The organism is Sphingobacterium sp. Lzh-3, assembly GCF_046764375.1.
GTDB lineage: Bacteria > Bacteroidota > Bacteroidia > Sphingobacteriales > Sphingobacteriaceae > Sphingobacterium.
Map to the genome: position 1 here is coordinate 23,603 of NZ_CP177226.1, position 26,466 is coordinate 50,068.

29 protein-coding genes are annotated in these 26,466 nt (G+C 39.5%); 18 read left to right on the forward strand and 11 right to left on the reverse strand.

Annotated elements, in window-relative coordinates; translation table 11 throughout:
- Nucleotides 1-15: 15 nt before the first annotated feature.
- Genes ACLCDV_RS00125 through ACLCDV_RS00140 form a run of 4 tightly spaced genes read left to right on the forward strand, consistent with a single transcriptional unit; the run spans nt 16 to nt 2,761 of the window.
- Entirely contained in the window at nt 16-474 is a 459-nt protein-coding gene (locus tag ACLCDV_RS00125) for an SPOR domain-containing protein (protein WP_317668982.1), read from the forward strand.
- Between the two features lie 13 nt (nt 475-487).
- A complete protein-coding gene (locus tag ACLCDV_RS00130; protein ID WP_317668981.1) occupies nt 488-1,678 on the forward strand; it encodes a M20 family metallopeptidase in 1,191 nt (396 codons plus the stop codon).
- A gap of 7 nt (nt 1,679-1,685) precedes the next feature.
- Complete coding sequence (locus ACLCDV_RS00135; RefSeq protein ID WP_317668980.1) at nt 1,686-2,264, forward strand: thiamine diphosphokinase; 579 nt, start codon at nt 1,686-1,688, stop codon at nt 2,262-2,264.
- A complete protein-coding gene (locus ACLCDV_RS00140) occupies nt 2,261-2,761 on the forward strand; it encodes a GNAT family N-acetyltransferase (protein WP_411972584.1) in 501 nt (166 codons plus the stop codon). Before ACLCDV_RS00135 ends, ACLCDV_RS00140 begins: the two co-directional genes overlap by 4 nt.
- On the opposite strand, the gene ACLCDV_RS00145 is transcribed toward ACLCDV_RS00140, so the two are convergent.
- On the reverse strand, nt 2,758-4,062 hold the full coding sequence (locus ACLCDV_RS00145) for a M20/M25/M40 family metallo-hydrolase (RefSeq protein ID WP_317668978.1): 1,305 nt from the start codon (nt 4,060-4,062) through the stop codon (nt 2,758-2,760). The two genes, ACLCDV_RS00140 and ACLCDV_RS00145, sit on opposite strands and share 4 nt — an antisense overlap.
- Nucleotides 4,063-4,319: 257 nt before the next feature.
- Between ACLCDV_RS00145 and ACLCDV_RS00150 the strand changes: the two genes are divergently transcribed.
- The 3 genes from ACLCDV_RS00150 to ACLCDV_RS00160 are packed head-to-tail and all read left to right on the forward strand — an operon-like array spanning nt 4,320 to nt 5,167.
- Entirely contained in the window at nt 4,320-4,634 is a 315-nt protein-coding gene (locus ACLCDV_RS00150; protein WP_070562591.1) for a rhodanese-like domain-containing protein, read from the forward strand.
- 1 nt (nt 4,635) lies between these two features.
- On the forward strand, nt 4,636-4,935 hold the full coding sequence (locus tag ACLCDV_RS00155) for a hypothetical protein (RefSeq protein WP_046672585.1): 300 nt from the start codon (nt 4,636-4,638) through the stop codon (nt 4,933-4,935).
- A gap of 1 nt (nt 4,936) precedes the next feature.
- Nucleotides 4,937-5,167: a DUF6358 family protein gene (locus ACLCDV_RS00160; RefSeq protein WP_046672586.1), complete on the forward strand. Its 231-nt coding sequence runs from the start codon at nt 4,937-4,939 to the stop codon at nt 5,165-5,167.
- Nucleotides 5,168-5,200: 33 nt separating this feature from the next.
- On the opposite strand, the gene gcvT is transcribed toward ACLCDV_RS00160, so the two are convergent.
- The 6 genes from gcvT to ACLCDV_RS00190 form a co-directional block, all read right to left on the reverse strand.
- Nucleotides 5,201-6,283, reverse strand: a complete 1,083-nt coding sequence (gene gcvT, locus ACLCDV_RS00165; protein WP_075990455.1) for a glycine cleavage system aminomethyltransferase GcvT — start codon at nt 6,281-6,283, stop codon at nt 5,201-5,203.
- Between the two features lie 80 nt (nt 6,284-6,363).
- Nucleotides 6,364-7,182: a DUF6929 family protein gene (locus ACLCDV_RS00170; RefSeq protein WP_317668977.1), complete on the reverse strand. Its 819-nt coding sequence runs from the start codon at nt 7,180-7,182 to the stop codon at nt 6,364-6,366.
- Nucleotides 7,176-7,868 (reverse strand): pseudouridine synthase, encoded by a 693-nt coding sequence (locus ACLCDV_RS00175; RefSeq protein ID WP_333576021.1) that lies wholly within the window; start codon nt 7,866-7,868, stop codon nt 7,176-7,178. Before ACLCDV_RS00175 ends, ACLCDV_RS00170 begins: the two co-directional genes overlap by 7 nt.
- 1 nt (nt 7,869) lies before the next feature.
- The gene (locus tag ACLCDV_RS00180) at nt 7,870-8,238 is read right to left on the reverse strand and encodes a DUF4359 domain-containing protein (protein WP_333576019.1); all 369 of its coding nucleotides are present in this window, start codon (nt 8,236-8,238) and stop codon (nt 7,870-7,872) included.
- Nucleotides 8,239-8,383: 145 nt separating this feature from the next.
- The gene (locus ACLCDV_RS00185; protein WP_075990459.1) at nt 8,384-8,875 is read right to left on the reverse strand and encodes a DUF4112 domain-containing protein; all 492 of its coding nucleotides are present in this window, start codon (nt 8,873-8,875) and stop codon (nt 8,384-8,386) included.
- A gap of 2 nt (nt 8,876-8,877) precedes the next feature.
- Nucleotides 8,878-9,594, reverse strand: a complete 717-nt coding sequence (locus ACLCDV_RS00190) for an SIMPL domain-containing protein (protein ID WP_075990460.1) — start codon at nt 9,592-9,594, stop codon at nt 8,878-8,880.
- A 162-nt stretch (nt 9,595-9,756) separates the two neighbouring features.
- On the opposite strand from ACLCDV_RS00190, the gene ACLCDV_RS00195 reads away from it, so the two are divergent.
- A complete protein-coding gene (locus ACLCDV_RS00195) occupies nt 9,757-9,948 on the forward strand; it encodes a cold-shock protein (protein ID WP_046672593.1) in 192 nt (63 codons plus the stop codon).
- Nucleotides 9,949-10,149: 201 nt separating this feature from the next.
- Nucleotides 10,150-10,347, forward strand: coding sequence for a quinol oxidase subunit 4 (locus ACLCDV_RS00200; RefSeq protein ID WP_411972585.1), 198 nt, complete (start codon nt 10,150-10,152; stop codon nt 10,345-10,347).
- 144 nt (nt 10,348-10,491) lie between these two features.
- Here the strand turns inward: ACLCDV_RS00200 and ACLCDV_RS00205 are convergent, their stop codons facing one another.
- From ACLCDV_RS00205 to ACLCDV_RS00215, 3 genes are all read right to left on the reverse strand, one after another.
- A complete protein-coding gene (locus ACLCDV_RS00205; RefSeq protein WP_317668974.1) occupies nt 10,492-11,004 on the reverse strand; it encodes a DUF805 domain-containing protein in 513 nt (170 codons plus the stop codon).
- A 237-nt stretch (nt 11,005-11,241) separates the two neighbouring features.
- Nucleotides 11,242-11,964, reverse strand: coding sequence for a DNA repair protein RecO (recO, locus tag ACLCDV_RS00210; protein ID WP_411972586.1), 723 nt, complete (start codon nt 11,962-11,964; stop codon nt 11,242-11,244).
- The gene (locus tag ACLCDV_RS00215; RefSeq protein ID WP_075990463.1) at nt 11,948-12,199 is read right to left on the reverse strand and encodes a hypothetical protein; all 252 of its coding nucleotides are present in this window, start codon (nt 12,197-12,199) and stop codon (nt 11,948-11,950) included. The genes recO and ACLCDV_RS00215 overlap by 17 nt, the downstream gene beginning before the upstream one ends.
- A 217-nt stretch (nt 12,200-12,416) precedes the next feature.
- On the opposite strand from ACLCDV_RS00215, the gene rpmB reads away from it, so the two are divergent.
- The 7 genes from rpmB (at nt 12,417) to ACLCDV_RS00250 (ending at nt 21,008) form a co-directional block, all read left to right on the forward strand.
- Complete coding sequence (gene rpmB, locus ACLCDV_RS00220; protein ID WP_046672597.1) at nt 12,417-12,650, forward strand: 50S ribosomal protein L28; 234 nt, start codon at nt 12,417-12,419, stop codon at nt 12,648-12,650.
- A gap of 75 nt (nt 12,651-12,725) precedes the next feature.
- Nucleotides 12,726-12,908 (forward strand): 50S ribosomal protein L33, encoded by a 183-nt coding sequence (gene rpmG, locus ACLCDV_RS00225; protein ID WP_002998409.1) that lies wholly within the window; start codon nt 12,726-12,728, stop codon nt 12,906-12,908.
- Nucleotides 12,909-12,959: 51 nt separating this feature from the next.
- Entirely contained in the window at nt 12,960-13,121 is a 162-nt protein-coding gene (locus tag ACLCDV_RS00230; protein WP_075990464.1) for a DUF4295 domain-containing protein, read from the forward strand.
- A 139-nt stretch (nt 13,122-13,260) separates the two neighbouring features.
- A complete protein-coding gene (ftsY, locus tag ACLCDV_RS00235; protein WP_046672598.1) occupies nt 13,261-14,223 on the forward strand; it encodes a signal recognition particle-docking protein FtsY in 963 nt (320 codons plus the stop codon).
- An 18-nt stretch (nt 14,224-14,241) separates the two neighbouring features.
- A complete protein-coding gene (gene rimO / locus ACLCDV_RS00240) occupies nt 14,242-15,579 on the forward strand; it encodes a 30S ribosomal protein S12 methylthiotransferase RimO (protein WP_120335660.1) in 1,338 nt (445 codons plus the stop codon).
- 363 nt (nt 15,580-15,942) lie between these two features.
- Nucleotides 15,943-17,532, forward strand: a complete 1,590-nt coding sequence (bshC, locus tag ACLCDV_RS00245; protein WP_411972587.1) for a bacillithiol biosynthesis cysteine-adding enzyme BshC — start codon at nt 15,943-15,945, stop codon at nt 17,530-17,532.
- A 296-nt stretch (nt 17,533-17,828) separates the two neighbouring features.
- The gene (locus tag ACLCDV_RS00250; protein ID WP_411972588.1) at nt 17,829-21,008 is read left to right on the forward strand and encodes a carboxypeptidase regulatory-like domain-containing protein; all 3,180 of its coding nucleotides are present in this window, start codon (nt 17,829-17,831) and stop codon (nt 21,006-21,008) included.
- A gap of 141 nt (nt 21,009-21,149) precedes the next feature.
- Here the strand turns inward: ACLCDV_RS00250 and ctlX are convergent, their stop codons facing one another.
- Nucleotides 21,150-22,100: a citrulline utilization hydrolase CtlX gene (gene ctlX / locus ACLCDV_RS00255; protein ID WP_317668968.1), complete on the reverse strand. Its 951-nt coding sequence runs from the start codon at nt 22,098-22,100 to the stop codon at nt 21,150-21,152.
- 575 nt (nt 22,101-22,675) lie between these two features.
- On the opposite strand from ctlX, the gene gcvP reads away from it, so the two are divergent.
- Both gcvP and ACLCDV_RS00265 read left to right on the forward strand, forming a co-directional pair.
- Nucleotides 22,676-25,549 carry an aminomethyl-transferring glycine dehydrogenase gene (gene gcvP, locus ACLCDV_RS00260; protein ID WP_411972589.1) on the forward strand — a complete coding sequence of 958 codons (2,874 nt, stop codon included), beginning with the start codon at nt 22,676-22,678 and terminating at the stop codon, nt 25,547-25,549.
- Between the two features lie 211 nt (nt 25,550-25,760).
- On the forward strand, nt 25,761-26,417 hold the full coding sequence (locus tag ACLCDV_RS00265) for a hypothetical protein (protein WP_333576008.1): 657 nt from the start codon (nt 25,761-25,763) through the stop codon (nt 26,415-26,417).
- The last annotated feature ends 49 nt before the right edge of the window (nt 26,418-26,466 follow it).

Sequence of the window (26,466 nt, forward strand, 5' to 3'; positions counted from 1 at the left end):
AAGAAAGGTTAAACTATGCTGAAGAGAGGATTGATTTTCATACATGCACTTGTGTTGTTTGCGCTAGTTCAGGTGAACGCACAAGAAAAAGGTGGAGTAATTGTAACCAAAGATTCGTTGATTACACAGCTTCAAAATTTCAGGGCAGCTATGGGGATCAATCCTGTCGAAAGCAAAACGACAGTAGTTCCTTCTAAACCCGTCGTCCGCTCAGCGGCAACGCGGGTCAAAGTAAGGGGATTCCGCGTACAGATCTTCGCTGGATCAAGTCGCAATCAGGCATTTTCGGAGCAGACACGTTTCCGAAGCATGTATAAGGATATTGATACCTATATCACCTATGATGAACCCAATTATCGCGTTAAGGTAGGTGATTTTAGAAGCCGCTCTGAAGCAAATGCCTTCATGCGCGAGTTGCGTCAATATTTTAGCAACGTCTTTGTTTTTTCAGAGAACGTTTTTGTATATCAATAAATCAATCAACCTTATGGCAAGTACGAAAGAAAAAGTCCTGGCCTTAGCTCATCAATATTTTGAAGATACGGTTTCCAATCGTAGACATCTTCATCAGAATCCTGAACTTTCCTTCGAAGAATACAATACCTCGGCATTTGTAAAAGCGCAATTGGATGAATTGGGAATTCCTTATGAGGCTAAAGCCGATACGGGTATTGTCGCTTTAATCAAAGGTGACCTACCATCAGATGAAGTTATTGCGTTACGCGCAGATATGGATGCTTTACCAATCCAAGAAGTGGAGGGCCGTTCATATGGTTCCAAAAATCCAGGAGTGATGCATGCCTGTGGCCATGATGTACATACCTCTTCTCTTTTGGGGACAGCTAAAATATTGAATAGCCTGAAAGCCGAATTTGGAGGAACGATCAAATTGATCTTCCAGCCCGGTGAGGAGCGCTTGCCAGGAGGAGCTTCTCTAATGATCAAAGAGGGGGCTCTGCAAAATCCAGCGCCTTCGGCTATAATAGGACAGCATGTGATGCCTTTTATTGAGGTAGGAAAAGTTGGCTTCCGTGAGGGAAAATACATGGCTTCCTGCGATGAACTGTTTATGACAGTCAAAGGCAGAGGCGGGCATGGCGCACATCCGCATCAAAATATTGATCCAATTGTTATTACAGCACAGATCATTACCGCTTTGCAACAGATCGCTAGTCGATTTGCAGATCCTCGTACCCCAACAGTGTTATCTTTCGGAAAGATTATAGCCAATGGAGCGACAAATATTATTCCTGATCAGGTTTATCTGGAAGGTACATTTCGCACATTTGACGAAGAATGGCGTGCTGAGGCGCATGAGAGAATGGTGAAAATTGCTGTCGGCATTGCTGAAAGTATGGGGGCAACTTGTGAATTTGAGGTCCGTAAAGGATATCCTTTTTTAATAAACGAGCCTCAATTGACTAAAAGTGCACGAACTTTTGCAGAAGAATATCTTGGTAAGGAAAATGTTGTAGACTTAGATCTATGGCCTGCCGCGGAGGATTTTTCCTATTATTCACAAGAAATTAATGCTTGTTTCTATCGTTTGGGTACAGGTAATGCGGCACGAGGAATTTCTTCAGCCGTCCATACGCCTACCTTTGATGTGGATGAAAGCTCGTTGGAGATCAGTACGGGGTTGATGGCATACATTACCTTGCGTAGGCTCGGTTATTAAATTATATATGTCATCTCATCATATTGTCCGTGAAAATCAGGAACCCGCATTACTGATTGAAGATCTTTTCCTTATCGATGAAGAGGACTTGGGACAGCTGCTGGAATGGAGCCCAACTATTGTAATTGAGGCGGAAACCATCGATTTATTGGATGCGCGTGGTTATAAGTTCGATATCGTTTTTACAAAAAAATCCATTAACGATTCACAGGAAAATTTAAAGGTAATTTCCTATGATAATGATTTTCTAAAGACGGCTATAGAATACCTTATAGCACATCAATACAAAGCGGTGAATATCTTGACTGATCAGCTTGATGTGGCTTATTACCAGCCCTATCTTGAGCAGATTAATATTGTCCTTATCACGACGGGGGTGCGCCATTGTTTTGTGACAACGGGATTCACCAAATGGAAGCCTGCGGGCGAAAAAATCCGAATCGATGGGCTTGATACGGATGAAAAAAACACATACGAGGGTCTGATTAAGATCGGTGACAACGAATACGAAATGGAAAATGATGGCTTATTTGTTCTTGAATTTTCCCATGTAAAATACATTTTAATAGGAGAAAAGATTGCATGATAACAATAGAATTGGCAGAGCAAAGCGATATCAGAAGCATTTCCAATATGGCGCATATTATTTGGCCAGTTACTTATGGAGAGATACTTTCACAGGATCAGATTGACTTTATGCTAGAAAAAAGTTATACTGTTGAAGGACTTGCAGAAAGCATGGTGAATGGCCAATTTTTTTATGTTTTGAAAGAAGATGGTATAGGACAGGGATTTATTGCCTTGAGAACTCTTGAAGATCGCGTCCGTATTGAAAAGCTCTACTTAATGCCTAATGTTCAAGGAAAAGGTTTCGGAAAGGCACTGATAGACTTCGCTTCAGAAAAAACACGACTAAAAGGTAAAGGTATTCTTGAACTAAATGTAAATAGAAATAACCCTGCTTACCATTTCTATTTAAAGCAGGGCTTTGAGGTGGTTGAAACTATTGATATTCCTTATTATGATTATGTGCTAAACGACTATGTTATGCAAAAGGAAGTCAAAGCTTCGGCTGTTTCTTAATCTTTTAGTTTTTCGACGCGGGAAGGTGTTTGTCTGCCTTCTACAATTCCCGAGGTACCTATCGCAATAGCTTCTATACTGGAAATAATGTTCTGAACGTTTAGCGTAGATACCTCATCTTTTACGGTGTGGTAGTATTCATCCTTGTCCATTTGAGAGGTTGAGAACGAATGTGCCGGAACTCCCTTGGCCGCTAATACTGCATTGTCACTACGGTAAAACAGATTCTGTTTGGTATAAGGATCTGGGTAGAATCTGAAGGTTGTATTTTTTAGATTCTCCTGCATCAATTCGCCCAGATTGGATTGATCATATCCCGTGATATATACCGTATTGGGACCGAATTTTGAATCTTTTCCGATCATTTCCATATTGATCATCGCGACTACCTGATCTGCATTGATATGGTTGGAAAAATATTTTGAGCCATACATGCCAAGCTCTTCAGCGGTAAAGGCAACAAAAATAAGGGTCCTTTCATTCTTATTCTGTTTTTTGTAGTAATCTGCCAGGGTCAACATTGCTGTCACACCGGAGGCATCGTCATCAGCGCCATTAGCAATAGAATCTTGGCCTACTGCGGGAAGGATGCCAATATGATCGTAATGTCCCGAAAAGATGACGTATTCGTTCGGTTTACTTTTGCCGGGAATAATTCCCGCCACATTAAACAAGGGGAAATTTTGAAGTTTCCGTTCAATATGAATTTGAAATGTTTTGGGCTTTTCCGCTGTCAAAAGGTAGACAATCGATGGTTTTTGTTTGGTGGATTCCTCTATAAATTTTGGAGCGTTGAGCATTTGACCAAAACGTACAAAATAGCTTTCGAAGGAAGGATCTACCAAGACAAGTGTATTTTCTTTGGCCAGTGAATGTTCTCTAAATACCTTCGCAAAATCATCGCCCGATTTTATTTCGACGATGTTAAGGCTACTTTGATTATCCCACTGTAAATCCACGTGATTTCCAAGTGAAATAATATGGTCAGCTGCAATAATCTGCTTATTGATGGTTGCTGATTTGCTTATCGGAGAGATTTTATCCAATTGGAATGTTTGCCTATAATTTTGTTCTGCGTAGGGGGTAAGGCCTATTCTCTTCATTTCAGCAGCGATAAAATCTGCAGCAGGTTCGATGTCTTTTGTCAGCGCAGACCTACCGCGCATATCATCGGCGGCTAAGGTATTGAGTATACGGCTCACATCTTGGCGTTCCTGTGCGGAAATGACTTGCTGGCCATAAGTTACTGCCGAGAGTGCTAGTAAAGATATAGACAGTATAATTTTAGGTATTGAATTCATATAAAGCTTAGTAAAGTCTGGGTGAAGATAAGGAAAATTCTACAAGCGAATTGTGCATGCAAAAAACTTCCTAAAATGATCCAGATAAAATGATGTGGAGATAGGTAAAACCCGTCTAGCATTTCTAACGCCGTTAATACACTAAAAATTGAAGTATATTTTATACTATTCTCACGAACAATGACTGATTTGAGCATCCATGAAAGCGAACACTTTCGGAAAAAATGTAGTATATTTGACTATTAAATAGTTTGAAAATGAAAGAAGTATCTGTACAAGAATTAAAGAATAAAATCGATAACAACGAAGATTTTCAGTTGATAGACGTTCGTGAATCCTTTGAGTATGAAGTATCAAATTTAAATGGATTGAATATTCCACTTTCAGGTATATTGATCGAAGCGGATAAGATTGCGAAAGATAAACCTGTTATCGTACAATGTCGTTCGGGAAAACGTTCTGCACAGGCGATTATGTTATTGGAGCAACAAGGTTTTGACAATCTTGCAAACTTAAAAGGCGGAATTTTAGCTTGGAAAGAGGAAATCGATCCAGAGTTAGACGTTTATTAAGATGAAGAATTTGGAGCATCAGACTAAACAAGCTTTCTTGTTTAGTCTTGCTTTTTATAGCGTAGCTATTTTAGCGCGATTATTTAACCTTGGTATATTCCCTATTTTAGGTAGCCTTTCCATTTTATTGTCTCTCCTATGGGTAATATTGGTTCTACGGGAAATCATGCTTTCGAGGACAATTTCTAACACAGAAAGGATGCTGATGGCTTTGACGATCGTTTTATTAAACATTGTTGGGGGGGCATTCTATTTCTTTGGAGGATGGAGACAACGGGTATTGGGATTAATAAAAAAGTAATATGTTAAAGTATTTTTTTCTAAATATAGTGTTGAGTTTGGCTATTGTATTTTTAGTTTACAGTGGTTTTGAAGGGTATAAGGCCGGCAACATGTTGGTAACCGGATTATCTATCGCCTTTTTGGTGGTTTTGATCTACCTCCGCGTTGTTTTAAGCAAACGCGTTCGATCGCTTATTCAACAAAAAGAAAGCGGTAAACAGCAACCTACTACAAAACAAAAGAAGAAGTAATAAAAAAAGCCTGCTTTAAGCAGGCTTTTTTTATTACTTCACAAATGGTGGTTTTGTTACTTTTGCTTTTATTTTTTGATTGCGGATCAGAATAAAGATCTCGGTGCCGTCTTTTGAAAAGGCTGTATCCACATAACCCAAACCGATTGATTTTTTCAATGTTGGTGATTGCGTTCCCGAAGTAACACGTCCAATTACATTTCCATCAGCATCAACAATTTCGTAATCATGACGAGGAATGCCTCTGTCAATCATTTCGAAACCAACAAGCTTTTTCTTTAGACCAGCTTCTTTTTCCGCTTTAAGCGCTGCAGAATTCACAAAGTCTTTTGTAAACTTCGTTACCCAGCCTAAACCGCCTTCTAAAGGAGATGTATTATCGTCGATATCATTTCCGTAAAGGCAGAAACCCATTTCTAGACGTAAAGTATCACGGGCACCTAAACCAATTGGTTTGATTCCATAAGCTTTACCTGCTTCAAAAATAGCATCCCATACTTTTTGGGCATCTTCATTGGCAACATAGATTTCAAAACCTCCAGCTCCTGTATATCCTGTTGCAGAAACCAACACATTTTCTACTCCCGCAAATGTACCTTTTGCAAAGGTATAGTATTCCATTGGAGCTAATTCGATATCTGTAAGCGATTGAAGTGCATCTGCAGCCTTAGGACCTTGTACCGCAAATAAAGAGGTTTGATCAGAGATATTCTTCATCTCCACACCATCTGTATTGTATTTGGAGATCCAGTTCCAATCTTTCTCAATATTTGACGCATTCACAACCAAAAAATATGTCTTATCGTCTATACGGTATGTTAGGAAGTCATCAACTACACCGCCAGTTTCATTGGGGATATAAGCATATTGAACTTTGCCATCGTATAATTTTGACACATCATTGGAAGAGATTTTTTGAAGTAGATCCAGGGCTTTTTCCCCTTTTAGGATGAATTCACCCATGTGGCTTACATCAAAAACTCCTACACCTGTGCGAACTGTTTCGTGCTCATCATTGATGCCTGTGTATTGTACGGGCATGTTGAAGCCTGCAAAGGGAACCATCTTTGCTCCTAAAGCAATGTGCGTCTCCGAAAGGGCAGTATTTTTTAACATAAAAATTAAGTTTTAATCAGCTACAAATTTAATAAAATATACGTGATTCCTCACGGTGAATCCATTTTAGAACAATCGATTTAATTGCTTACCTGGAGCGAATAGATGGTCATATGATCATCTTCGCTATCGGTATCCTCACACAGCAGGAATACAAGGCCTTGGGCCGTCTTCTCTTTTAACGTGATTCCTTCAAATTTATGCTTTTCAGGAATTTCGAGTGTCTCGGGTTTGCCAGAAAGATCTGAAGGTATTTTTCCAAGAAGGGAACCTCCGATTTCTCCATCCAGATAGGTCGATTTTGCATCTTCGGCGGTAGCGATAAAATAGATTTCATTTCCAACGAGGGTCGCATCTGAGAAGCCTGTCGAGATACCATTTAGCTTGGGTAGTTCAATCGGGATACATCGCGACTGGCCAGGAGAAAGCGGGTGGTACTCCAAAATGGCATTTACACCTTTAGGACCATTTCCGCGGTTAAAAAATAAGATCTTATCTTTTACATGAACAACGCCTTCAATATTGAAGTCTTCTTTGGAAATACTGAATTTTTCCATTAAGGAAGAATAGATTTTACTGACGTCTTCCTCGAGGACTGTTTTGCCGTCCCAAATAAAACGATTGTTTCTGTTTGGGGTAGAACCAGAACAATAAAGATAATAGCGGCTTCCATCGAAAGTGATCGATTCCAAATCCAATTTAGCTGCTTTAGCAATGTTTTCCATCGGATCAGACTGGCGTAGTACCGTTTTAGACAACTTTTGGTCTGCGATATGATAGCTGTAGATGTAATTGCTATTGTCAGAAACGATATGGATCTGCCTATCCTGATAGACAATACCAGAAGCTGCGGTGATACCGGATATGCTTATGAAAGCTTCGAGAATCAATTTTAACATACTTCATTGAGGTTTAATATTTCCAATGCCCTGATGAAATCGGGTTGTAGGGGCGCTTTGATATGAACCTCTTCGCCCGATAACGGATGTTTAAAGGTCAGCTCCGAGGCATGCAAAAGCATGGTATCCATCTGGTACGTTTCTTTCCAGAACTTATTTTGTTTGTTGCATCCGTGTGGGCGATCGCCGATAATTGGATGGAAGATATGCGCGAAATGGCGGCGTAACTGATGCATACGACCTGTAATTGGATTGGCTTCAACGAGACTGTATCGTGATGTTGGAAATTTTCCAAAGGGAACGGCAAGCTCGCCTTGAGCAAGTAAACGAAAAGATGTTTGCGCTTCCTGAACCGTACCATCGTCCCTTTTTAAGGGATAATCAATCAGACCTTCCGCTGGCGCGAAGCCCCTGAGTACAGCGAGGTATTTTTTGTCGACCTTGCGCTCCTGAAAACTTTTTTGTAAATATTGGTCAGTCTCCTTATTTAGCGAAAATAGCAGTATGCCTCCAGTCTTCCTGTCCAAACGATGTGCCGGATAAACTGTTTTTCCTAGTTGATCCCGAAGGAGCTGTAGCGCAAATTCTGAAGCATCGCGCGCGATAGAAGATCGGTGTACCAATAGTCCATGCGGTTTATTGATAGCAACGATAGATTCGTCTTCGTAAAGTATTTCTAAAGGCATATTAGATCTTTTTCAATGCAGCAATAATTTCGTCTGCTTTTTCATCAATTTTTGGGCTCAGCCAGATGTGTTTAAAAGCTCCTCCGCCTATGATCTGTTCAGTGCCCTGCCATTTTATTTTTGTTAAAGAAAACAAATAGTAGTTGTCTACAATAACAGAACTTTGGATAAATTTATCGACGATGTCATTTCCAAAAAGCTGCATCCCCAATCCGAAAAATTCTTGATCTTTGGCATGCAGCTGGTTTTTCAGGAGCTGTTCAGCTTTCGCACGTACGACCTTTTCATGCTCCTCTTTGCTGGGGTTAGTCAAAATTGCGGCCAGCATGACGACGATCAAAATCAGTGCAAATATTCTTTTTTTACTCATTTTAAATTCGAGATTAAGTTCTGGATGTCATAACGGGATGACTATCGACATCAAAATTATTAAATAGATATTAGATATAGCGCATTGTTTCCCCAGAAATACCCAGGATTCCATCTTAGTGGGAGAATGACAGGAATTGTTGGCATTAGATACCATTCAGCAGCGAAAAAGCCCAGGAGAATAATGTCCAGATAAGATACAATGTAACAGCGATGAGGAGGAAAAAGACAATCAGGATACTGATGACGATTCCGATACCCGAACCCGTATGTTTTCCTTCATAATAATGTTGTCTGAGTAATTTGATATTCTTTTCGTTGGCTTTGCTAAAAAAATCGAGCAGGTTTCCGAGGAAAGGAATGCTCCCAAGAATTGCATCCAGGGAAATATTGAGGAGCATGCGTATGACGAGCTTGGGACTGGCGCCATTACGCCACATGGCTATGACTAAGACTAGCGATGTCCCAAAACCCGCTATTGCTCCTCCCAAGGGAATAAGGTTTAACAGCGGATCTAAGCCAAACCGAAAGCCTCCAATTTTAAACTGGTTATCCATTAACCAAGATATTCGGTCTATCCAACCGAAATCTTGGTCAATTTGTTTTAATTTATCTGCTGGAGTTTTTTCTCTGTGCATGATTACAATAACTCGAACGAAGCGCTGATCTCACTCGTTACCTTCATCGGTCTGATATTTAAATCAAGCCCATTGCCAGCAGCACTATCTGCAGCTTCGGCCATGGCGCCTTTATACATAGCGTTACGCATCATCGGTTGAACGCCAAATATAATTTGTTGCGGTGTTTCAGATAATACGATGGCTTTGCCAATTTTTTGACCTGCTGCTTCTGCTAGAATCTGTGCATTAGCTTTGGCATCCAACACTGCTTTGGTTTTTAAACTTTTTTCCAGTTCTTTTTTCTTCGAATAGTCATATTCACTGATATAAGTGCTTTGGATACCCGCTTTGTCGACTCCATCTAGTAATTGATCCAAATTATTCAAGTTGGTTACCTTGATACGGTACTGTCTTGACAGTAAGATATCGGTATCTTTTTTCTTTTTGTCCGGGACGTTATAACTCCAGATATTTTGGATGGTAAAATCCTCTTTTTTAACGCCAGCTTTTGTTGCCGAATCAAACAGATCCTTTTCTAATTTGTCTATTGCAGCTTTTTTCTTGGTGTTGCCATTCTCATAAAACTCTTTCAGTGTTACATCAATGTAGATGATATCGGGAGTTACTTCCTCTTCGGCACGGCCTACCGTGGATACAAATTCTTTATTAACCATTTGTTGTGCGTTTAATTGAGTCATCAAACCTAAAAAGGCAAGTCCTAAAAGTATTTTTTTCATGTTTTTTGTCTTAAAGTTTTTATAATAATACGATTGCTATTATCGCTTTGCTACAAGATTGGAGCCAAAGTTGATGAAAAAGTTTAACGGATAAAAAAAATAAAAAGGTTAAGATTTTTGATTTTATTTCTATACCTTTAGGGAAATTAATAATATAGTGCCATGCAAGAAGGTAAAGTAAAATTCTTTAATGAGACCAAAGGTTTCGGTTTCATCATCCCTAACTCAGGCGAGAGCGAAATTTTTGTTCACGTTTCGGGATTAGTAGACAAAGTTCGTGAGAATGACAATGTATCTTACGAAGTTGAACAAGGCCGTAAAGGTCTTAATGCGGTAAATGTAAGAGTTATCTAATTAGATTGAAGATATATTTATTGTGAAAAGGCCTATGCGAACAGCATGGGCTTTTTTATGCAGCTGTATTTCATAATCCAGGATCAATATTATCCTTTAGCATTGTCAATTCCAAAGAGTAGGTGCGGGGGTGGTTGTTATGGTCGGTTAAACATTTTGGACTGATAATTGTAATGAAGTGTTAAAAATATGGAGATTAAGATGAAACGCACTTTGTTATTGGTTCTTTCTATTGTCATAGCGGTTTCCATGTCGGCATGTTATTCCACTCACCACCATGGGCACAGCCATGGCCGAGGTCCGAAAAAAATGCCGCCAGGTCAGGCTAAGAAATACTATGGAGAGCAGTCTGCTCGTGATTTTGCTCCCGGGCAACAAAAGAAAAAACACAGACATTAATTCTAGTTGGATGCTAGAGAATCAAATCCGTTACCATTCTTGGGGCGGTGAATTTTCGTTAGTTGATCGGGAAAGATCAAAAATAGAATTTAAATAAAAAGCGCTTTCACAATTTTGTGAAAGCGCTTTTTATATGGGCTATCCTTAAGCAAAGGGATCTTTATCCGGAGCTGGTGGCGTAGGATTTGACGGTTGTGAACTTCCGAATGGATCCTGTGGCCGAGAAGAACCGAATGGATCTTGGCTTTGGGTAAAAGGATGATTTGTTGCGTTTTCCAGCGCTTTGGGATCAGGGCCGTATTGATTTGGGCCTTTGTCACCTTCAAGAATTTCCAGATAAAGGAGATACAGTGCGCCAACAAAGGGTATCAGGGCAACTAATATAAACCAGCCTGATTTATTGGTGTCATGAAGTCTTCTTACGGTGACCGCTAGACCAGGAATAATGAGGGCCAAACTCAGTAAGCTGAGGATCCCGAAAATTAAACTTCCAAGTGTGCTGCTTATCATGTAGAAAATCCCGCCCACAATACAGAGGCCTATGATTAATACAAATTCGGCCAGCACATACATCCAATATTCTTTTCGGCGGGCTCGCCCCTCAAAATTTGCGTAGTTGTCTCGGACAACTTTTAAAAAGGCTTCTTTAAGTTCCATATCTTTAAGAGTTTTTTAGGTGAAAAATGATGTTAGTAAACCAAATGTTATTTCAATTTTGTTACAATAAATGTACCAAGAATTTATCTGAGAGGATAGTTTATGTTGGCAAGTGGTTGATTGTCAATGTGTGGTTGCCGTGTTTTTTGTTTAGGGTGTTTCCCTTTCAGAGGAGATATTTGTTTCCTGTTATCCAAAGGTTCCAGTTGAAGCTTTTAAACAGAAAGCTGAAATTATTTATCTAAAGATCTCTTCGAGTATATAGAGCGATTTTATTTCTTTAAAATTTGTGCGGTGGAGACGATAGAAGTCGAGCACTTTTTCCAGTAGGAATTGTCGATCAGAACTGCTCATTTTGATGCGGTCGCAATTCGAATATTCGGATTCGATTAAATTTCTAAAAAGTGATGTGTGGGGTTCTTGTAATACGAGTGGATGTTCAGGAAGGCTATTGGAGAAGGTCGCTTCATGAAGATTAAAATAAGGGTGGGCCTGCTTAGATTCAGCCGGATAAAACCCGAGAAAACGGGTTAGCTTGATTAAAAACACAAGATGAAAATTGGCCAGATTTAAATGCGTTTCATCCAGCCAACGGATAGATTGGTGGATGAATTCAAAAAGGTAGGGGTCGTTTTCCTGTTCCTTCAGAATTTTATAGAGTATTTCATTCAGAAAAAGAGCGAGGGAGCTTTTGACAATATCATAAGGGATTTCTTGCAGGACAGGGACCTGACGAGCTTCGGCAATCCGCTGTAATGAACCATTATCTTTATGAGTAGCGACAATCTCTAATAAATGTAAAGGTTGAAGGATATTGGCCTTGATCTTTGCTTTGGGCTTCCTTGCGCCGGTAACGAGATAAGATTGCATGCCAAACTGTTCGGTGTAGAGCTGTACCACAAGGCTACTTTCCGAATAGTTGGTTGTTTTTAAGACGATACCTCTAGTTTTGTTCAGCATTCCCTTCTTTATCTTTTTTATGCGCTTCTTCACGCATCTCAATAATGGCATTTCGGTCTACCTTGCGAATCATGCGATAGATTAAAGTTAGAAAACCGATACTAAATACAATAACTCCGACAAGCATCGCTAGTTTATACCAATTGGAGCGCTGTTCCATGAGGTAATATCCCAAGATGACAAGTACGACACCGATGATTATTTCCCTTAAGCCCTTGCGAAGATATTTGTTCATAAATGTGAATTGTTGAAAACTATTTTTCTTTACAGAGCAAATATAATACAATAAAATCCTTTATTTTTGCCCTTACCATTCCTGTGTAGAACTATTTTTAAAAATAATTCCAATTATCTTGTTGCTTATCCAAAAAAAAATATAGATATTTGCAAACTCTTTGCAGAGAGTGCAAAGGATTAACATATTGTAATAAAGACAACAAAAAAATAATATCATGTCAAGAATTTGTGATTTAACAGGCAAAGCGGCGTTAACAGGAAATAACGTTTCTCACTCAAACGTTAAAACTAAACGTAAATTCTATCCAAATTTACAAACTAAACGTTTTTACATTCCAGAAGAAGATCGTTGGATTACGTTAAAAGTATCTACTTCTGCTATCAAGACTATCAACAAGAACGGGATTACAGCAGCGATCAATAAATTTATCGTTAAAGGGTCAATCTAATTGATTGTCGCGCCTGTTACATTAAGATTATTCATGAATTTCAATCCTATAATAGGATCAAAATAAAGTAAAACAATGGCTAAAAAAGGAAATAGAGTACAAGTTATCTTAGAATGTACTGAACACAAAGAAAGTGGTCTTCCGGGAATGTCTCGTTACATCACTACTAAAAACAAAAAGAACACAACTGAGCGTTTGGAATTGAAAAAATTCAACCCAGTATTGAGAAAAGTTACTGTTCATAAAGAAATTAAGTAAGTCACACATCTTAGCCCTTGAAAGAGAAGCTAAGTAAAATATTAATATACCATGGCAAAGAAAGCAGTTGCATCGTTACAAAAAGGTGGCGGTAAAGAATTTACAAAGGTTATTGTTACTACTAAATCTGCAAAAACTGGCGCGTATACTTTCAAAGAAGGTATGGTTCACAACGATAAAGTGAAAGACGTAGTTGCAGCAGCTCAAAAATAACTAGTAGCATTTTCCTTTTTTAAAGTTTTTCTTTAAAAAGAATTCGATAAAAATAGCCGTTTTGGTATCCTACCGAAAGGGCTTTTTTTGTTGAGGACATTTGTTTATATTTGGACATCAATTTTCACTACTACACTCCATGGGATTATTTGATTTTTTTAAGAAAAAACCACAAACACAAGAAGAAGAACAGGCCTTAGATAAAGGTTTGGAAAAAACAAAAGAAGGCTTTCTTTCCAAGATTACAAAAGCTGTCGTTGGTAAGTCAACAGTAGATGACGATGTGCTGGATAATCTGGAAGAAGTTTTGGTTACTTCTGATGTTGGGGTTACAACTACCTTAAAAATCATTGATCGCATACAAGCCCGTGTTGCCCGCGATAAGTACGTTTCTACTTCTGAGCTAAACAATCTCCTGAAAGAGGAGATTCAGACGCTACTGGCAGAGAACAATAGTGCTGATTTCGAGAATTTCAATTATGGCGATCATAAACCATACGTTATTATGGTTGTAGGTGTTAATGGGGTTGGCAAAACAACCACCATTGGCAAACTGGCTCATCAGTTGAAACAAGCTGGAAGCAAAGTTGTATTGGGGGCGGCGGATACCTTTCGGGCCGCGGCTGTTGATCAACTTAAATTGTGGGGTGAGCGTGTTGGCGTGCGTGTTGTCGCTCAGGCAATGGGCTCGGATCCTGCTTCAGTGGCCTATGATACCGTGAAATCGGCAGTGGCAAATGGTGAAGATGTGTGTATCATTGATACCGCAGGCCGTTTGCACAATAAGGTTGGTCTAATGAATGAGCTCACGAAGATCAAAAATGTGATGCAGAAGGTTGTTCCGGGTGCACCACATGAAATTTTGTTGGTCTTGGATGCATCGACAGGGCAAAACGCCATTGAGCAATGTACGCAGTTTACGCAGGCAACGGATGTGAATGCCTTAGCATTGACTAAACTCGATGGAACAGCTAAGGGTGGGGTGGTTATTGGTATATCTGATCAATTTAAGATCCCGGTGAAATACATTGGTGTAGGAGAGAAAATAGGTGATCTTCAGTTGTTTAACAAAAAGGAATTTGTGGACTCCCTTTTCAAATAGAGTCTACCTTCTAATCATATGAAGACAAAATACGCGAAACCAGCGCCTTTGATCAATAAACCACGTGTCAATGTGGTGACTTTGGGCTGTTCGAAAAATATTCACGATAGTGAAGTCCTGATGGGCCAGTTAAAGGGCAATCAGATGGAAGTCGTGCATGAAGCATCCAATATACAGGCGAATGATATCGTCGTCATCAATACCTGCGGTTTTATTGATAATGCCAAACAGGAATCTATTGATGCGATCTTACAATATTCGGATTTAAAAGATCAGGGTAAAATCAATAAGGTGATCGTTACAGGTTGTCTTTCTGAACGATATAAGCCAGAGTTACAGTCTGAAATTCCCAATGTTGATGCCTTTTTCGGTACGAATGATTTGCCGGATCTGTTGTCATCCATTGGAGCTGATTATCGGCATGAATTGTTGGGTGAACGCTTGTTGACAACACCTTCGCATTTTTCTTACTTTAAGATTGCCGAAGGATGTAACCGTCCCTGCTCTTTCTGTGCAATTCCCTTGATGCGTGGTAAACACGTTTCCAAATCCATTGACGATCTTGTGAAAGAAGCAAAATTTCTCGCGTCGAACGGCACGAAAGAATTGATTCTGATTGCACAAGACCTGACCTATTATGGCTTAGATATCTATGGAAAGCGCAATCTTTCTGATTTAATGCGCCATTTGTCAGATGTTGACGGTATCGAATGGATCAGATTGCAGTACGCCTATCCTTCGGGTTTCCCAATGGATATTTTGGACGCCATGAATGAACGTTCAAATATCTGTAATTACTTGGATATGCCATTGCAACATATATCTGATCCGATGTTGAAGTCTATGCGAAGAGGTACAACGAAACAGAAACAGATTGATCTTGTCAATGCCATACGTGACAAAGTTCCAGATATCGCCTTGCGTACGACTTTAATTTGTGGTTATCCAGGTGAAACTGAACAGGATTTCCAGGAGATGTTGGATTGGGTTGAAGAGACCCGTTTTGACAGGTTAGGCTGTTTTACCTATTCTCATGAAGAAAAGACGCACGCACATTCGCTAGAGGATAATGTGCCACAGGAAGTAAAAGAAGAACGCGTGGAAGCTATTATGGAAGTACAGCAAGGTATTTCGTATGATATCAATCAGTCCAAAGTGGGCAATACGTATAAAGTATTGGTTGATCGGGTAGACGGCGATTACTTTATTGGCCGCACAGAATACGATTCTCCAGAAGTCGACAATGAAGTTTTGATTCCTGCTGCAGATTCTTATGCACGTATTGGTGATTTTGTTCAGGTAAAAATCGACCGAGCTGAAGATTTCGATCTATATGGTGAGATTGTAAGGAAATAAGCTTAAAAGCTTATAGATGATAATATAAACAAACGGGCCTCCTTTATTCAAAGGAGGCCCGTTTGTTTATAGACAATTGTCAGTAAAATGATATAATTTAAAAGCGGGACAAGCTTTTTGTGAAAATTCACTATTTTGTCGACGCAAACTAGATACATTTGTAAGCGTACAATCCCCATTTTAAACAATCTATAGCCGTTTAAAATCAGATTCAAGAAAGCCTATGGTCTTATGGTGAATCATTCTTCTGATTAAAATTGAAAATAGGTTCTATTTAGCGAAAAAGATGCACTGCCATGTCAGCTTGCTTTGGGGGATTTTCGTTATCAATTAAGAATAGAGAATAATTAATAAAATTTGCAGATGAAGGCAACTTATATTGAATATAGTGAAACAAATAGCTTCTCTAAGACTTTATTGGCTTATTTGGCGCATGATGAAGCCTTAAAATCTTTTGTAGGAAACTGGCCTACCTGGGCTGGTTTTGAAAAGCAATTGAACGAAAAGAAGAAATTTGAACACCGGGAGATTCTTGTTGAGCGTCTTAAAAAGCAATATGGCGAGCTATTAAAGGATTCTCCTGCTGTAGCTGCCAACATAGAGCTGTTGCTCGACCAGAATTCTTATACCATCACGACGGGACATCAGCTCAATATTTTTACCGGACCTTTGTATTTTATTTTTAAAATCATGACGGCAATACGTTTGTCCGAAGATTTGAAGAGCAAACACCCCGATAAAAATTTTGTTCCAGTATATTGGATGGCGACCGAAGATCATGATTTTGAAGAAATCAACCATACGAAAGTCTTCGGTAAGAAAATTAGTTGGGATACGCCTGCTGTTTCTGCTACCGGGCGAATGGATACAGCAACAATCGTTGATGCTGTGAAGCAGTACACAAATATTTTAGGGCTTTCCGAAAATTCGGCTAAACTTACACGGATTGTGGAAGAAGCCTATTTGAACCATGATCGATTAGCAGATGCAACACGGTATATGGTCAATGCGTTGTTTAAGTCGTACGGTCTTTTGATCGTCGATGCGGATGACCGGGAATTGAAGAAACTGTTCAAGGCAATTATTAAGGAAGATATCTTATCTGAAAAAAGCTTTAAGGCAATAACAGCGCGATCGGAAGAGCTGGAATCAAATGGTTTCTCTACCCAAGTGCATGCTCGTGAGATTAATTTCTTTTATTTGACGGATGACTTTAGGGAACGCTTGGTGCTCGCTGCCGATGGTCGATACGAAGTATTGCACCAGAATATTTATTTTACGAAGGCTGAGCTTGAACAGGAGATTGATCATTATCCAGAACGCTTCAGTCCAAATGTGGTTATGCGTCCGATGTATCAGGAAATTATACTTCCCAATCTTGCTTATATTGGTGGTGGCGCCGAAATGGTCTATTGGATGCAATTGAAGTCTAACTTTGACCAATACCAGGTAGATTTTCCAATTTTGATACCGCGCAATTCAGCGATGATAACTGAGGACAACGTTGCGGCGAAATTATTTCGCGTTGATCTAACCTTTAAGAGTATCTTTCGTCCAGCAGAAGTACTGAAAAAAGAATATGTTCGACGTCATACCAAAGAACGTCTCAATCTCAATGACGAATGGATGGAGCTGAACGCTATTTTTGGTAAGATAAGGTTACGAACCCACAAAATAGATCCAAGTTTAGGCCCTAGTACGGAAGCGGTAAAAGCGCGGTTAAAAAAAGCGATCAATAATTTAGAGAAAAAGCTGATGAAAGCCGAAAAGCGAAATCATCAACATGCTTTAACCGATATTGATAATGTGAAGGAAAAGCTCTTTCCTGGCGGAGGACTACAGGAAAGATCCGAAAATTTCGCATTACTCTATGTCAAATACGGAGATAACCTATTTAGGGATCTTTACAAATACTTTAATCCGTTGGATTTTAAGTTTACAATTTTATATTAGCAAGTCAGCTTCGGCTGACTTTTTTTGTGATGTTATTCGCAAGAAAGACCTTCGGTTCGGATCATCTCTGTTGGTGTTTACGAATCATGTAGGCTTTTTGCAGATACCGGTCTATTTCTATCCCTATTTAAAATACTTTTGTTGCATGTTCCGATATTGCCTTGTTTTTTAAAAGCGCTTTCATTTTTATTAATATATATTTTAAAATGCTTTGTTTATAATTTCATAATATTTCGTTTAGCTCCTGTTAACAGTTCCGGTGTAGTTTTGCTTTCATTATCACAACCAACAACTAAATGAAAGAATTTTTACTCACAACATGTGCCATTGCACTTGGAACAGGTTTGTACGCCCAAACGACCCAAGCGGGATTTTCTGGTAAAATTACGGACGAAAATGATAAAGGAGTTCACGGAGCTTCAATTGAAGTACGTAATGAATCAACGGGTTTCACAACGAAGACTTCGACCAATGCAAATGGTGATTTCAACTTTAAGGAGTTGCCTTTAGGCGGCCCCTACACGATCAAAGTAACTTATATAGGCTATGGCGAACAAGTGCGTTCTGGATTTAATTTAAATCAAGGCGATATCGTCCGCCTGAAGATTCCTATCCAAAATACCTCAAATGTATTAGAAACGGTTGAATTAACAGGAGTAAGTACCCTAAAGAACAAAATTGAAAATCTAGGTGCCGCTACAGCGGTTACAGCCAAGGATATTGCGAAGTTGCCTGTCAACGGTCGGAATTTTACTTCGCTGATGGACCTGTCTCCTTTGAGTAAGGGCGATAATATCGGTGGTCAGTTGGGTTCCTCTACTAATTTTACGATTGATGGTATGAATGCAAAAAACCCGACTTCTGCAGGTTCAACAACCAGTCGTAGTGGTGCTCCGTTCTCCATTTCGATAGAAGCCGTTCGTGAATTTAAAGTGGTTACCAACCAATATGATGTGACTTATGGAAGAGCAGGGGGAGGAACAGTTAGTGCGGTAACCAAACAAGGAACAAATCAAACGCACGGAAGCGCATGGCTTTATTCAAGGGCCGATTGGTTGTCCAGCCCATACGATATTAGAGGAAACAAACGAAGTAATGATTTCTCTACCTATCAATATGGATTTACATTAGGCGGTCCCATCATTAAAGACAAGTTGCATTATTTTGTAGCTTGGGATCATCAACGCGATGCACGTCCGTTGATTATTGCGGATATTAATTCTGAAGCCGACGAGAAGAGATTTAATGTTACTAATGCCACCTTGGATGAGTTTGTCAATATTGGGCGTAGCAAGTATGGATTGGGCAATGAACGTCAATATGGTACTTTTGATAAGAAGCGAGGGTCTGATGCGATTTTTGGGCGAATTGACTGGCAAATTAATGAAAAAAATTTATTGACTATCCGAAATAACTTTACAAGTGACAATAATAAGTTGGGATTACAGGATAATAAGCCAATTACCCTATATGAGTCTTATGGAAATGATAAAAACATTGATAATAGTTTATTGGCAACTTTGCGTACGACCATTTCCCCTAAGGTAACCAATGAATTGAAAGTACAACATCTCTATACCTATCAAAAAAGTAGTCCAGGAGATCTTTTGCCTAGTCAAAATATTCCCCGTGCAATTGTAGAAGATGCAGTATCTAAGGTTGCTGGAGAAGATAAAAAGACCACATTGCAGTTGGGCGGACATCGTTTTGCGCAGGAATCATTTAAAAATAATGTATTTCAGCTTGTCGATAATATCTATTATAGTACTGATAATATCAATTATACTTTTGGGGTCGATTTGATGTATACCCACGCAAATTCGATTTATGGAAGTGAGGTCAATGGTCGCTTTCACTTTAGACCGAGTGATGGAAAGACTGCTATGCAAAACTTTGACGACATGAAGCCGTATGCTTACTATCGTGAAGTTCCTTTGGTAAGTGATCCGGCTGTGGTAGGTAAGATATTTAATGCCGGCGCATATGGTCAATTGCAAACTAAATTGGCGAAAGGATTAGATCTGGTTGCGGGACTACGCTTGGATTACGGTCATTATCCAACCTCTCCTTTGAATGAAGAATTGTTGAAAGAAGTAGGGGTGCGTACAGATCACAAATTAAAATCGTTTGTTGTACAGCCGCGTTTCCAGATGACTTGGGATGTGAATGAAGAACGAAAGGACTTTTTCCGGATAGGAGCAGGTATCTTTGCGTCTGATATTAACAATTATATGACCATCAATAACCTAACTTTTGATGGAAAACATTTTGCGACAGTAGATGTTCGTGGTAACGATGTGCCTACACCTAATTTTGTGGGATACAGAAAAGATCCGTCAACAACGCCAACGCTGGTACAATTTCAAGTGCCAACGATCAACACCTATGGAGCTGATGCGAAAATACCAGTGGTGTACAAGGCTAACGTATCTTACACGCATTTCTTTACCGAAAAATTGAAAGCCAGTCTTTCAGGGTATATGAATTTAGGGCGTAATAACTATATGTATGTTGATCGTAACATGGTCAAAGATCCGTTCTTCAGATTAGTGAATGAGGACAACAGAGGTGTTTTCGTTCCCGCGGCATCGATTGTTGACGGAGCTCCGGATTGGAAAAAAGGACGAATTTCCGATAAATTTGGCCGCGTGCTGGAATTGAACTCGGAAGGGAAAGTAAATCAGTTTGCAGTTGTGTTGGATGCGAGTTATCAATATTACAAAGACGGATCTATATCCGTTAGCTATACGTGGAATGATGCGAAAGATAATACTTCTTTCAACGGAAACGTGGCGAACACAGCGACCTTATCTTTGGCTGTGAAAGACGATCCCCGCGATTTGAGTAAGATGAGTTATTCGAACAATCAATTCCGCAATAAGATTGTGATCTATGGTACTTTGCCAACATTTTATGGTGTGAGTGTTGGAGTACGTTACTCAGGGATTGGTGGTACACGATACAGTTTACTTGCCGGAGGAAATATAAATGGAGACTTTGTTGCTGGAGACAATGATCTGGCCTTTATCTTTGATCCCAATAATCCCAATACATCAAAACAGTTGATTACTGGATTGAACAATTTGTTGAATAATCCAGAAGCGAGTCAGAGCCTTAAAGATTTTATTAAAAAATATCAAGGTAAAGTAGCTGAACGTAATGGTGGAGTGAATGGTTTTTACGGTTTGATAGACCTTAGAATTGCTAAAAAATTCAATTTATATAAAAACCATGCATTGGAATTATCGGGAGATCTTTTCAATGTTGCCAACTTATTTAAGAAGACTTGGGGCATAAATGAGTCTTTGGGTAATCAAAATCTATATGCTTTAGGCGGAAAGGACGCCGCTGGAGAGAAATTAGTGCCTTTTGATGTTACGAAACAGCAGTTTAATTATAATGTAAACAACTCTGGTATCGTGTCACCTTCGGGTAACCCTTATCAATTCCAATTGGGATTAAGGTATTCGTTCTAATCGTATAAAACGATGTAAAAGACACTTTGTATAGCGAATCCCCCAAAAGCAATAGTATTGGGGGATTCGTCTTTTACAGTCATTAGATCTAAGCTTATGGAAATCTACCTGCAATAGGGTTTGTAGGCAGATCTTTAATCGCTATACAAGGACTTTTTCTTTCGGAAGAAAAACTTCGGCCATCATGTGGCGTACACTTCCACCACCACATGTCTCGATAACATGTAGATCTTGATGGATGATTTTACCATGCTTTTCTAATTGTGCTGTTTGGTATAAAGTCAGTGAGGATAACGCCTGATTGCTCAGGACAATAAAACGATTACCATATTTATTTCTCACCTGGAGGCAGTTTGCTGCAAAAGATTCGAGTTGGTTCTCATTGATTTCAATGATCTCTTTGCCTGTATCTTTTAGACTCTTCAGCAGGGTTTGGAGTTCAGCCTGATTATCGATTGCCTGTGGGCATAAGATGGCAAAGTCTTCGCCTACGGCTAGCACCACATTGGTGTGATAGATAGGTCTCCGCTCTCCATGGACAGTTTGGAAGGCGTGAAATACAACAGGTGTGTAGTTTTCAGTCCTGCAGTATTCGTCGAGCATATCCCGGTCTGCCCTTTCGGATAAGGCACAATAGGCTATACGGTGAGCGCGGTCCAAGACAAGTGCGCCAGTGCCCTCCAAATATTGTTTATTGTTTTCGGCTTCACTGAGATCCTTCGTTAGTTTTACATAATAACCGTTTTGCTTCAATGGACCTTCGAAATCCAATAAATGTTCTTTTCGACGATTGGGAGCAAACATCGGATAGAAAATTATTTTTCCATCCTGATGAAAGGAGACAATATTATTGGGAAATATACTGTCGGGACTTTCTGATTTCTCGTCGTCCTGAATGACAGTCACCAAAATTCCATGTGACTTCAATTCATTTACTAGCGCGTCGAACTCTCCTTGCGCTTCTTTGTTGACTTCTTCTATACTGAGATTTTCGATATCCTTTTGGAAGAAATTGTTGACCGCAGTCTGTTCATTTTTACGGAAGACAGAGGGTCTTACTAAAAGAACGCTGTCTGTTACCTGTTTTCTCATGGTTTATAATCGTTACTTCGCTGTTTTATATTCGTTAAAAAGAAATGATATTCGTTTTTTGTGATAATTTACATTTGTCAAAAGAGATGCTTCCCTAGCTGGATAATGTTTTCTTTGTTAAGATTCCTGATAGCAAAATACCCTTGATATCAGTTGTTCTTAGCAAAAAAGTGTATATCGTTATTTCGAAGTCACTTTACAATTGGTACATATACTAATTTATTGAAAATTCATTGGCATTGCAAAAAAGAATAGTGATGCAAAGAAAGAAATGTGTGGAAGAGATAGCAGATAATAGTGTGTTTTTTTAAAATTGTAGCAAGGGATTATTGTATTGTTTACTATATTTATAATGAACAATCTGTATGTTTGAGTTTATTCCAAAATTCATTTCACAAAGACAATCGATTGCATTTGGGTAGCACCGTAAAACTGACTTTTTATCCACTTTTTTGCTTCGTTTTCAGTCATTTATTTTGCTATCTTTGCTCATCCAAAAAACGACTGTTTATAAGAGAGTTAATTGCCTAATTATTATGTCGCTAACTATCTATAAGCGTTAACTTTTTGCACACATGAGCAATATACACTTCCAAGAAAAATTCGAAAGTCGCCACAATGGCCCAAGTCCAGTTGAAGCGAATGAAATGTTGGCTAAATTAGGCGTTTCGTCAATTGACCAACTTATTGACCAAACGGTCCCTTCTCAAATTCGTGCTCCAAAACCTTTAAATCTTCCTAAAGCATTGTCTGAGGTAGCCTATTTAAAGCGTATTGCGGAAATCGCTGAGAAAAATAAAGTTTTTAAATCTTTTATTGGTCAAGGTTACTACGATGTAATCCTTCCGGGCGTAATTCAACGAAATGTATTTGAAAACCCAGGATGGTATACGCAGTATACACCTTATCAGGCGGAGATTGCACAAGGTAGGTTACAAGCTTTATTGAACTTCCAGACTGTAATTTGTGATTTCACAGGTTTAGAAATTGCAAATGCTTCTTTGTTGGATGAGGCTACGGCTGCAGCTGAAGCCATGTTTATGCTTTATTCAGCTCGGAAAAATAAAGATGCTAATGTATTCTTGGTGTCGGACAACGCCTATGCGCAGACGGTTGATGTATTGAAGACCCGTGCCTTGTCTTTTGGTATTGAACTTAAAATTGCGGCTATTGCTGAATCAGAATTAACAGATGATGTTTTTGCGGCATTTGTTCAATATCCTGCAGCTGATGGTTCAATTGTTGATTATAAATCATTTACCGCTACAGCGCACAGTAGAAATATTACCGTGTGTGCTGCGGCAGATTTGATGAGTTTAGCATTACTAACGCCTCCAGGAGAATGGGGTGCAGATGTTGTTGTTGGTAATTCACAACGTTTTGGCGTACCGATGGGCTTTGGTGGTCCTCACGCGGCCTATTTTGCAACACGCGACAGCTTTAAACGTAATATCCCTGGTCGTATTATCGGTGTTACTTCCGATTCAAATGGTAAATATGCATTGCGCATGGCTTTGCAGACTCGTGAGCAACACATCCGCCGTGACAAAGCTTCTTCAAATATTTGTACTGCACAAGCTCTTTTAGCGATTATGGCTTCTTTCTATGCCGTGTACCATGGCCCAGAAGGAATTAAGAATATAGCATCACGTATCAATGCATTGGCCAATCTGTTGGATCAAGCATTACAATCCTTGGGTTATACCCAATTGAATGCAGCTTATTTTGATACTTTACGTGTGGATTTAGGTGCTCATGCTGGTGCTTTGAAATCTGAAGCATTAAATAACGAATTAAACTTCTATTATAATGGTTCGGAAGTTTCAATTGCTATCGACGAAACAACCACATACGAAGATATTAAGACAATCGTCAAAGTATTTGCTAAAATTCAAGGTAAAACATTGAATGACGTAGATTTTGATACTTTAGAAGAGAATTTAAGTTCTTCAATTCCTGCCGATTTAGTACGTACTTCTGCCTACCTAACACATCCAAACTTTAATAGCTATCATTCTGAACATGAGATGTTGCGCTATATCAAATCGTTGGAAGCAAAAGATTTATCGCTTTGCCACTCGATGATCCCATTGGGCTCATGTACGATGAAATTGAATGCTACAGCTGAAATGGTGCCGGTTACTTGGGCGAGATTTGGCGGTTTGCATCCATTTGCTCCTGCGGATCAAACTTCTGGATATATGCAAATGATCGGTGAATTGAACGATTGGTTATCTGAAATTACCGGTTTTGCGAAGATGAGTTTCCAACCAAATTCAGGAGCACAAGGTGAGTACGCTGGTCTGATGGTTATCCGCGCTTACCATGAGAGCCGTGGTGATCATGGACGTAATATCTGTTTGATCCCTGCTTCTGCACATGGAACAAACCCTGCTTCTGCTTCGATGGCAGGCTTAAAAGTGGTGGTTGTGAAATGTGATGAATTAGGAAATATCGATATTCCGGATTTAAGAGCAAAAGCGACTGAACATGCTGCAAACTTGAACTCACTGATGGTGACTTACCCTTCTACACACGGTGTATTTGAAGAGTCGATCATTGAAGTCTGTGAAATTGTTCATGCAAATGGTGGTCAGGTTTATATGGACGGTGCGAACATGAATGCACAGGTTGGATTGACAAGCCCAGGGCATATTGGTGCCGATGTTTGTCACTTGAACCTCCATAAAACATTCTGTATTCCTCACGGTGGTGGAGGTCCAGGTATGGGACCTATCGGTGTTGCAAAACACTTAGTTCCTTTCTTGCCTAACCACGAAGTGGTTTCTACTTCCGGTGCGGAAGGTATCTCTGCTGTTTCTGCTGCTCCATTTGGTTCAGCATCGATCTTGCTTATTTCCCATGCTTATATTTCAATGATGGGTGGTGAAGGCTTGACAAATGCGACAAGAACAGCAATATTAAATGCAAACTATATTAAAGCACGTTTAGAAAATGCGTATCCAGTACTTTATTCAGGTACTAACGGACGTTGTGCACACGAAATGATCTTAGATTGCCGTGGATTCAAAAACTTTGGTATCGAGGTTGCAGATATTGCAAAACGTTTAATGGATTATGGTTTCCACGCACCGACGGTTTCTTTCCCTGTTGCAGGAACATTGATGGTTGAGCCTACTGAATCGGAGTCTAAGGCTGAGTTGGATCGTTTCTGTGATGCATTAGTTGCTATCCGTGAAGAGATCGCTGCGGTTGAAGCAGGAGACGTGGACCAAACTAACAATGTACTGAAACATGCACCACATACAGCTTCGGTTGTAACTGCAGACGAGTGGGACAGACCTTACAGCCGTCAAACGGCCGCATACCCATTGGAGTATGTAAGAGAACGTAAATTCTGGCCTTCAGTAGGTCGTGTAAACGATTCTCAAGGTGACCGTACATTGATTTGTTCGTGTCCTTCAATTGAAGAATACGCCGAAGCATAATCTCGGTAGCTATAATGAAAGGCCTCTATACTCGTATAGAGGCCTTTTTTTGTGTAGCGCAGTCCCATTCTGCAGTATCTCGGTAATACAGGTAACAGATGGAAATTTAAGTCGCCCTTTAAGGTCTAAAGATCGTAAGCAAACAGATTTTAAAATTTAGATTAATTATATTATTTTGTTCTTTTTAGCGTTTTAATTAAAACTGATAATCATGAAAAGACAATGGAAAGTAATGCCTGTTCTTTTAGGACTGGGCCTTTTGGTCGCGAGTTGCGGCAACAGCAAATCTAGTGAAGAGGGTGAAGATGCTAAGGAGAAAGAGGCTGGGATTTCGGATGTAGTTAAAGGAGTATCCAATTTGGGCAATCTGAGTGATGGAGCAAAAAAATTGGAAGAGCTTCAAGCCAAACTTAAATCCGAAAAACCATTAAGTTCGGAGGAGCTAAAGGCTTTTTTACCAGAGAGCTTAGATGGTTTAAAAAGAACCTCTTATTCTGCTGGATCAATGTATGGAGCAGAAGTTGTGTCTGGCGAGGCTACGTATACTGTCGATAACCAGAAGGAAATTAAAGTCAATATCATTGATGGCGCGGGCGAAACTGCTTCGGCAATCGTGGGTTTGGCGCAAATGGGCTTCATGGTAGATTCAGAGAAAATTACAGATACTGAAATAGAAAAAACTGGCGAATTTGAAGGTAAACGGGCAAAAACAACAGATAGCAAAGGAGTGGAAGGTTCAACGGCAAAAAGTTCTGAAATAAGTTATCTCGAGAAAGACCGCTATCTAATTACCCTTCGGGGAAATGGCTACAGCCTGGATGAGCTGAAAGGCTTTTTGGCAAAATTGAACCTCAGCGCACTGAAATAATAAAGCATGTAATTTTAGCACAAGCAGAAAATGCTCTGTTTACATGGAA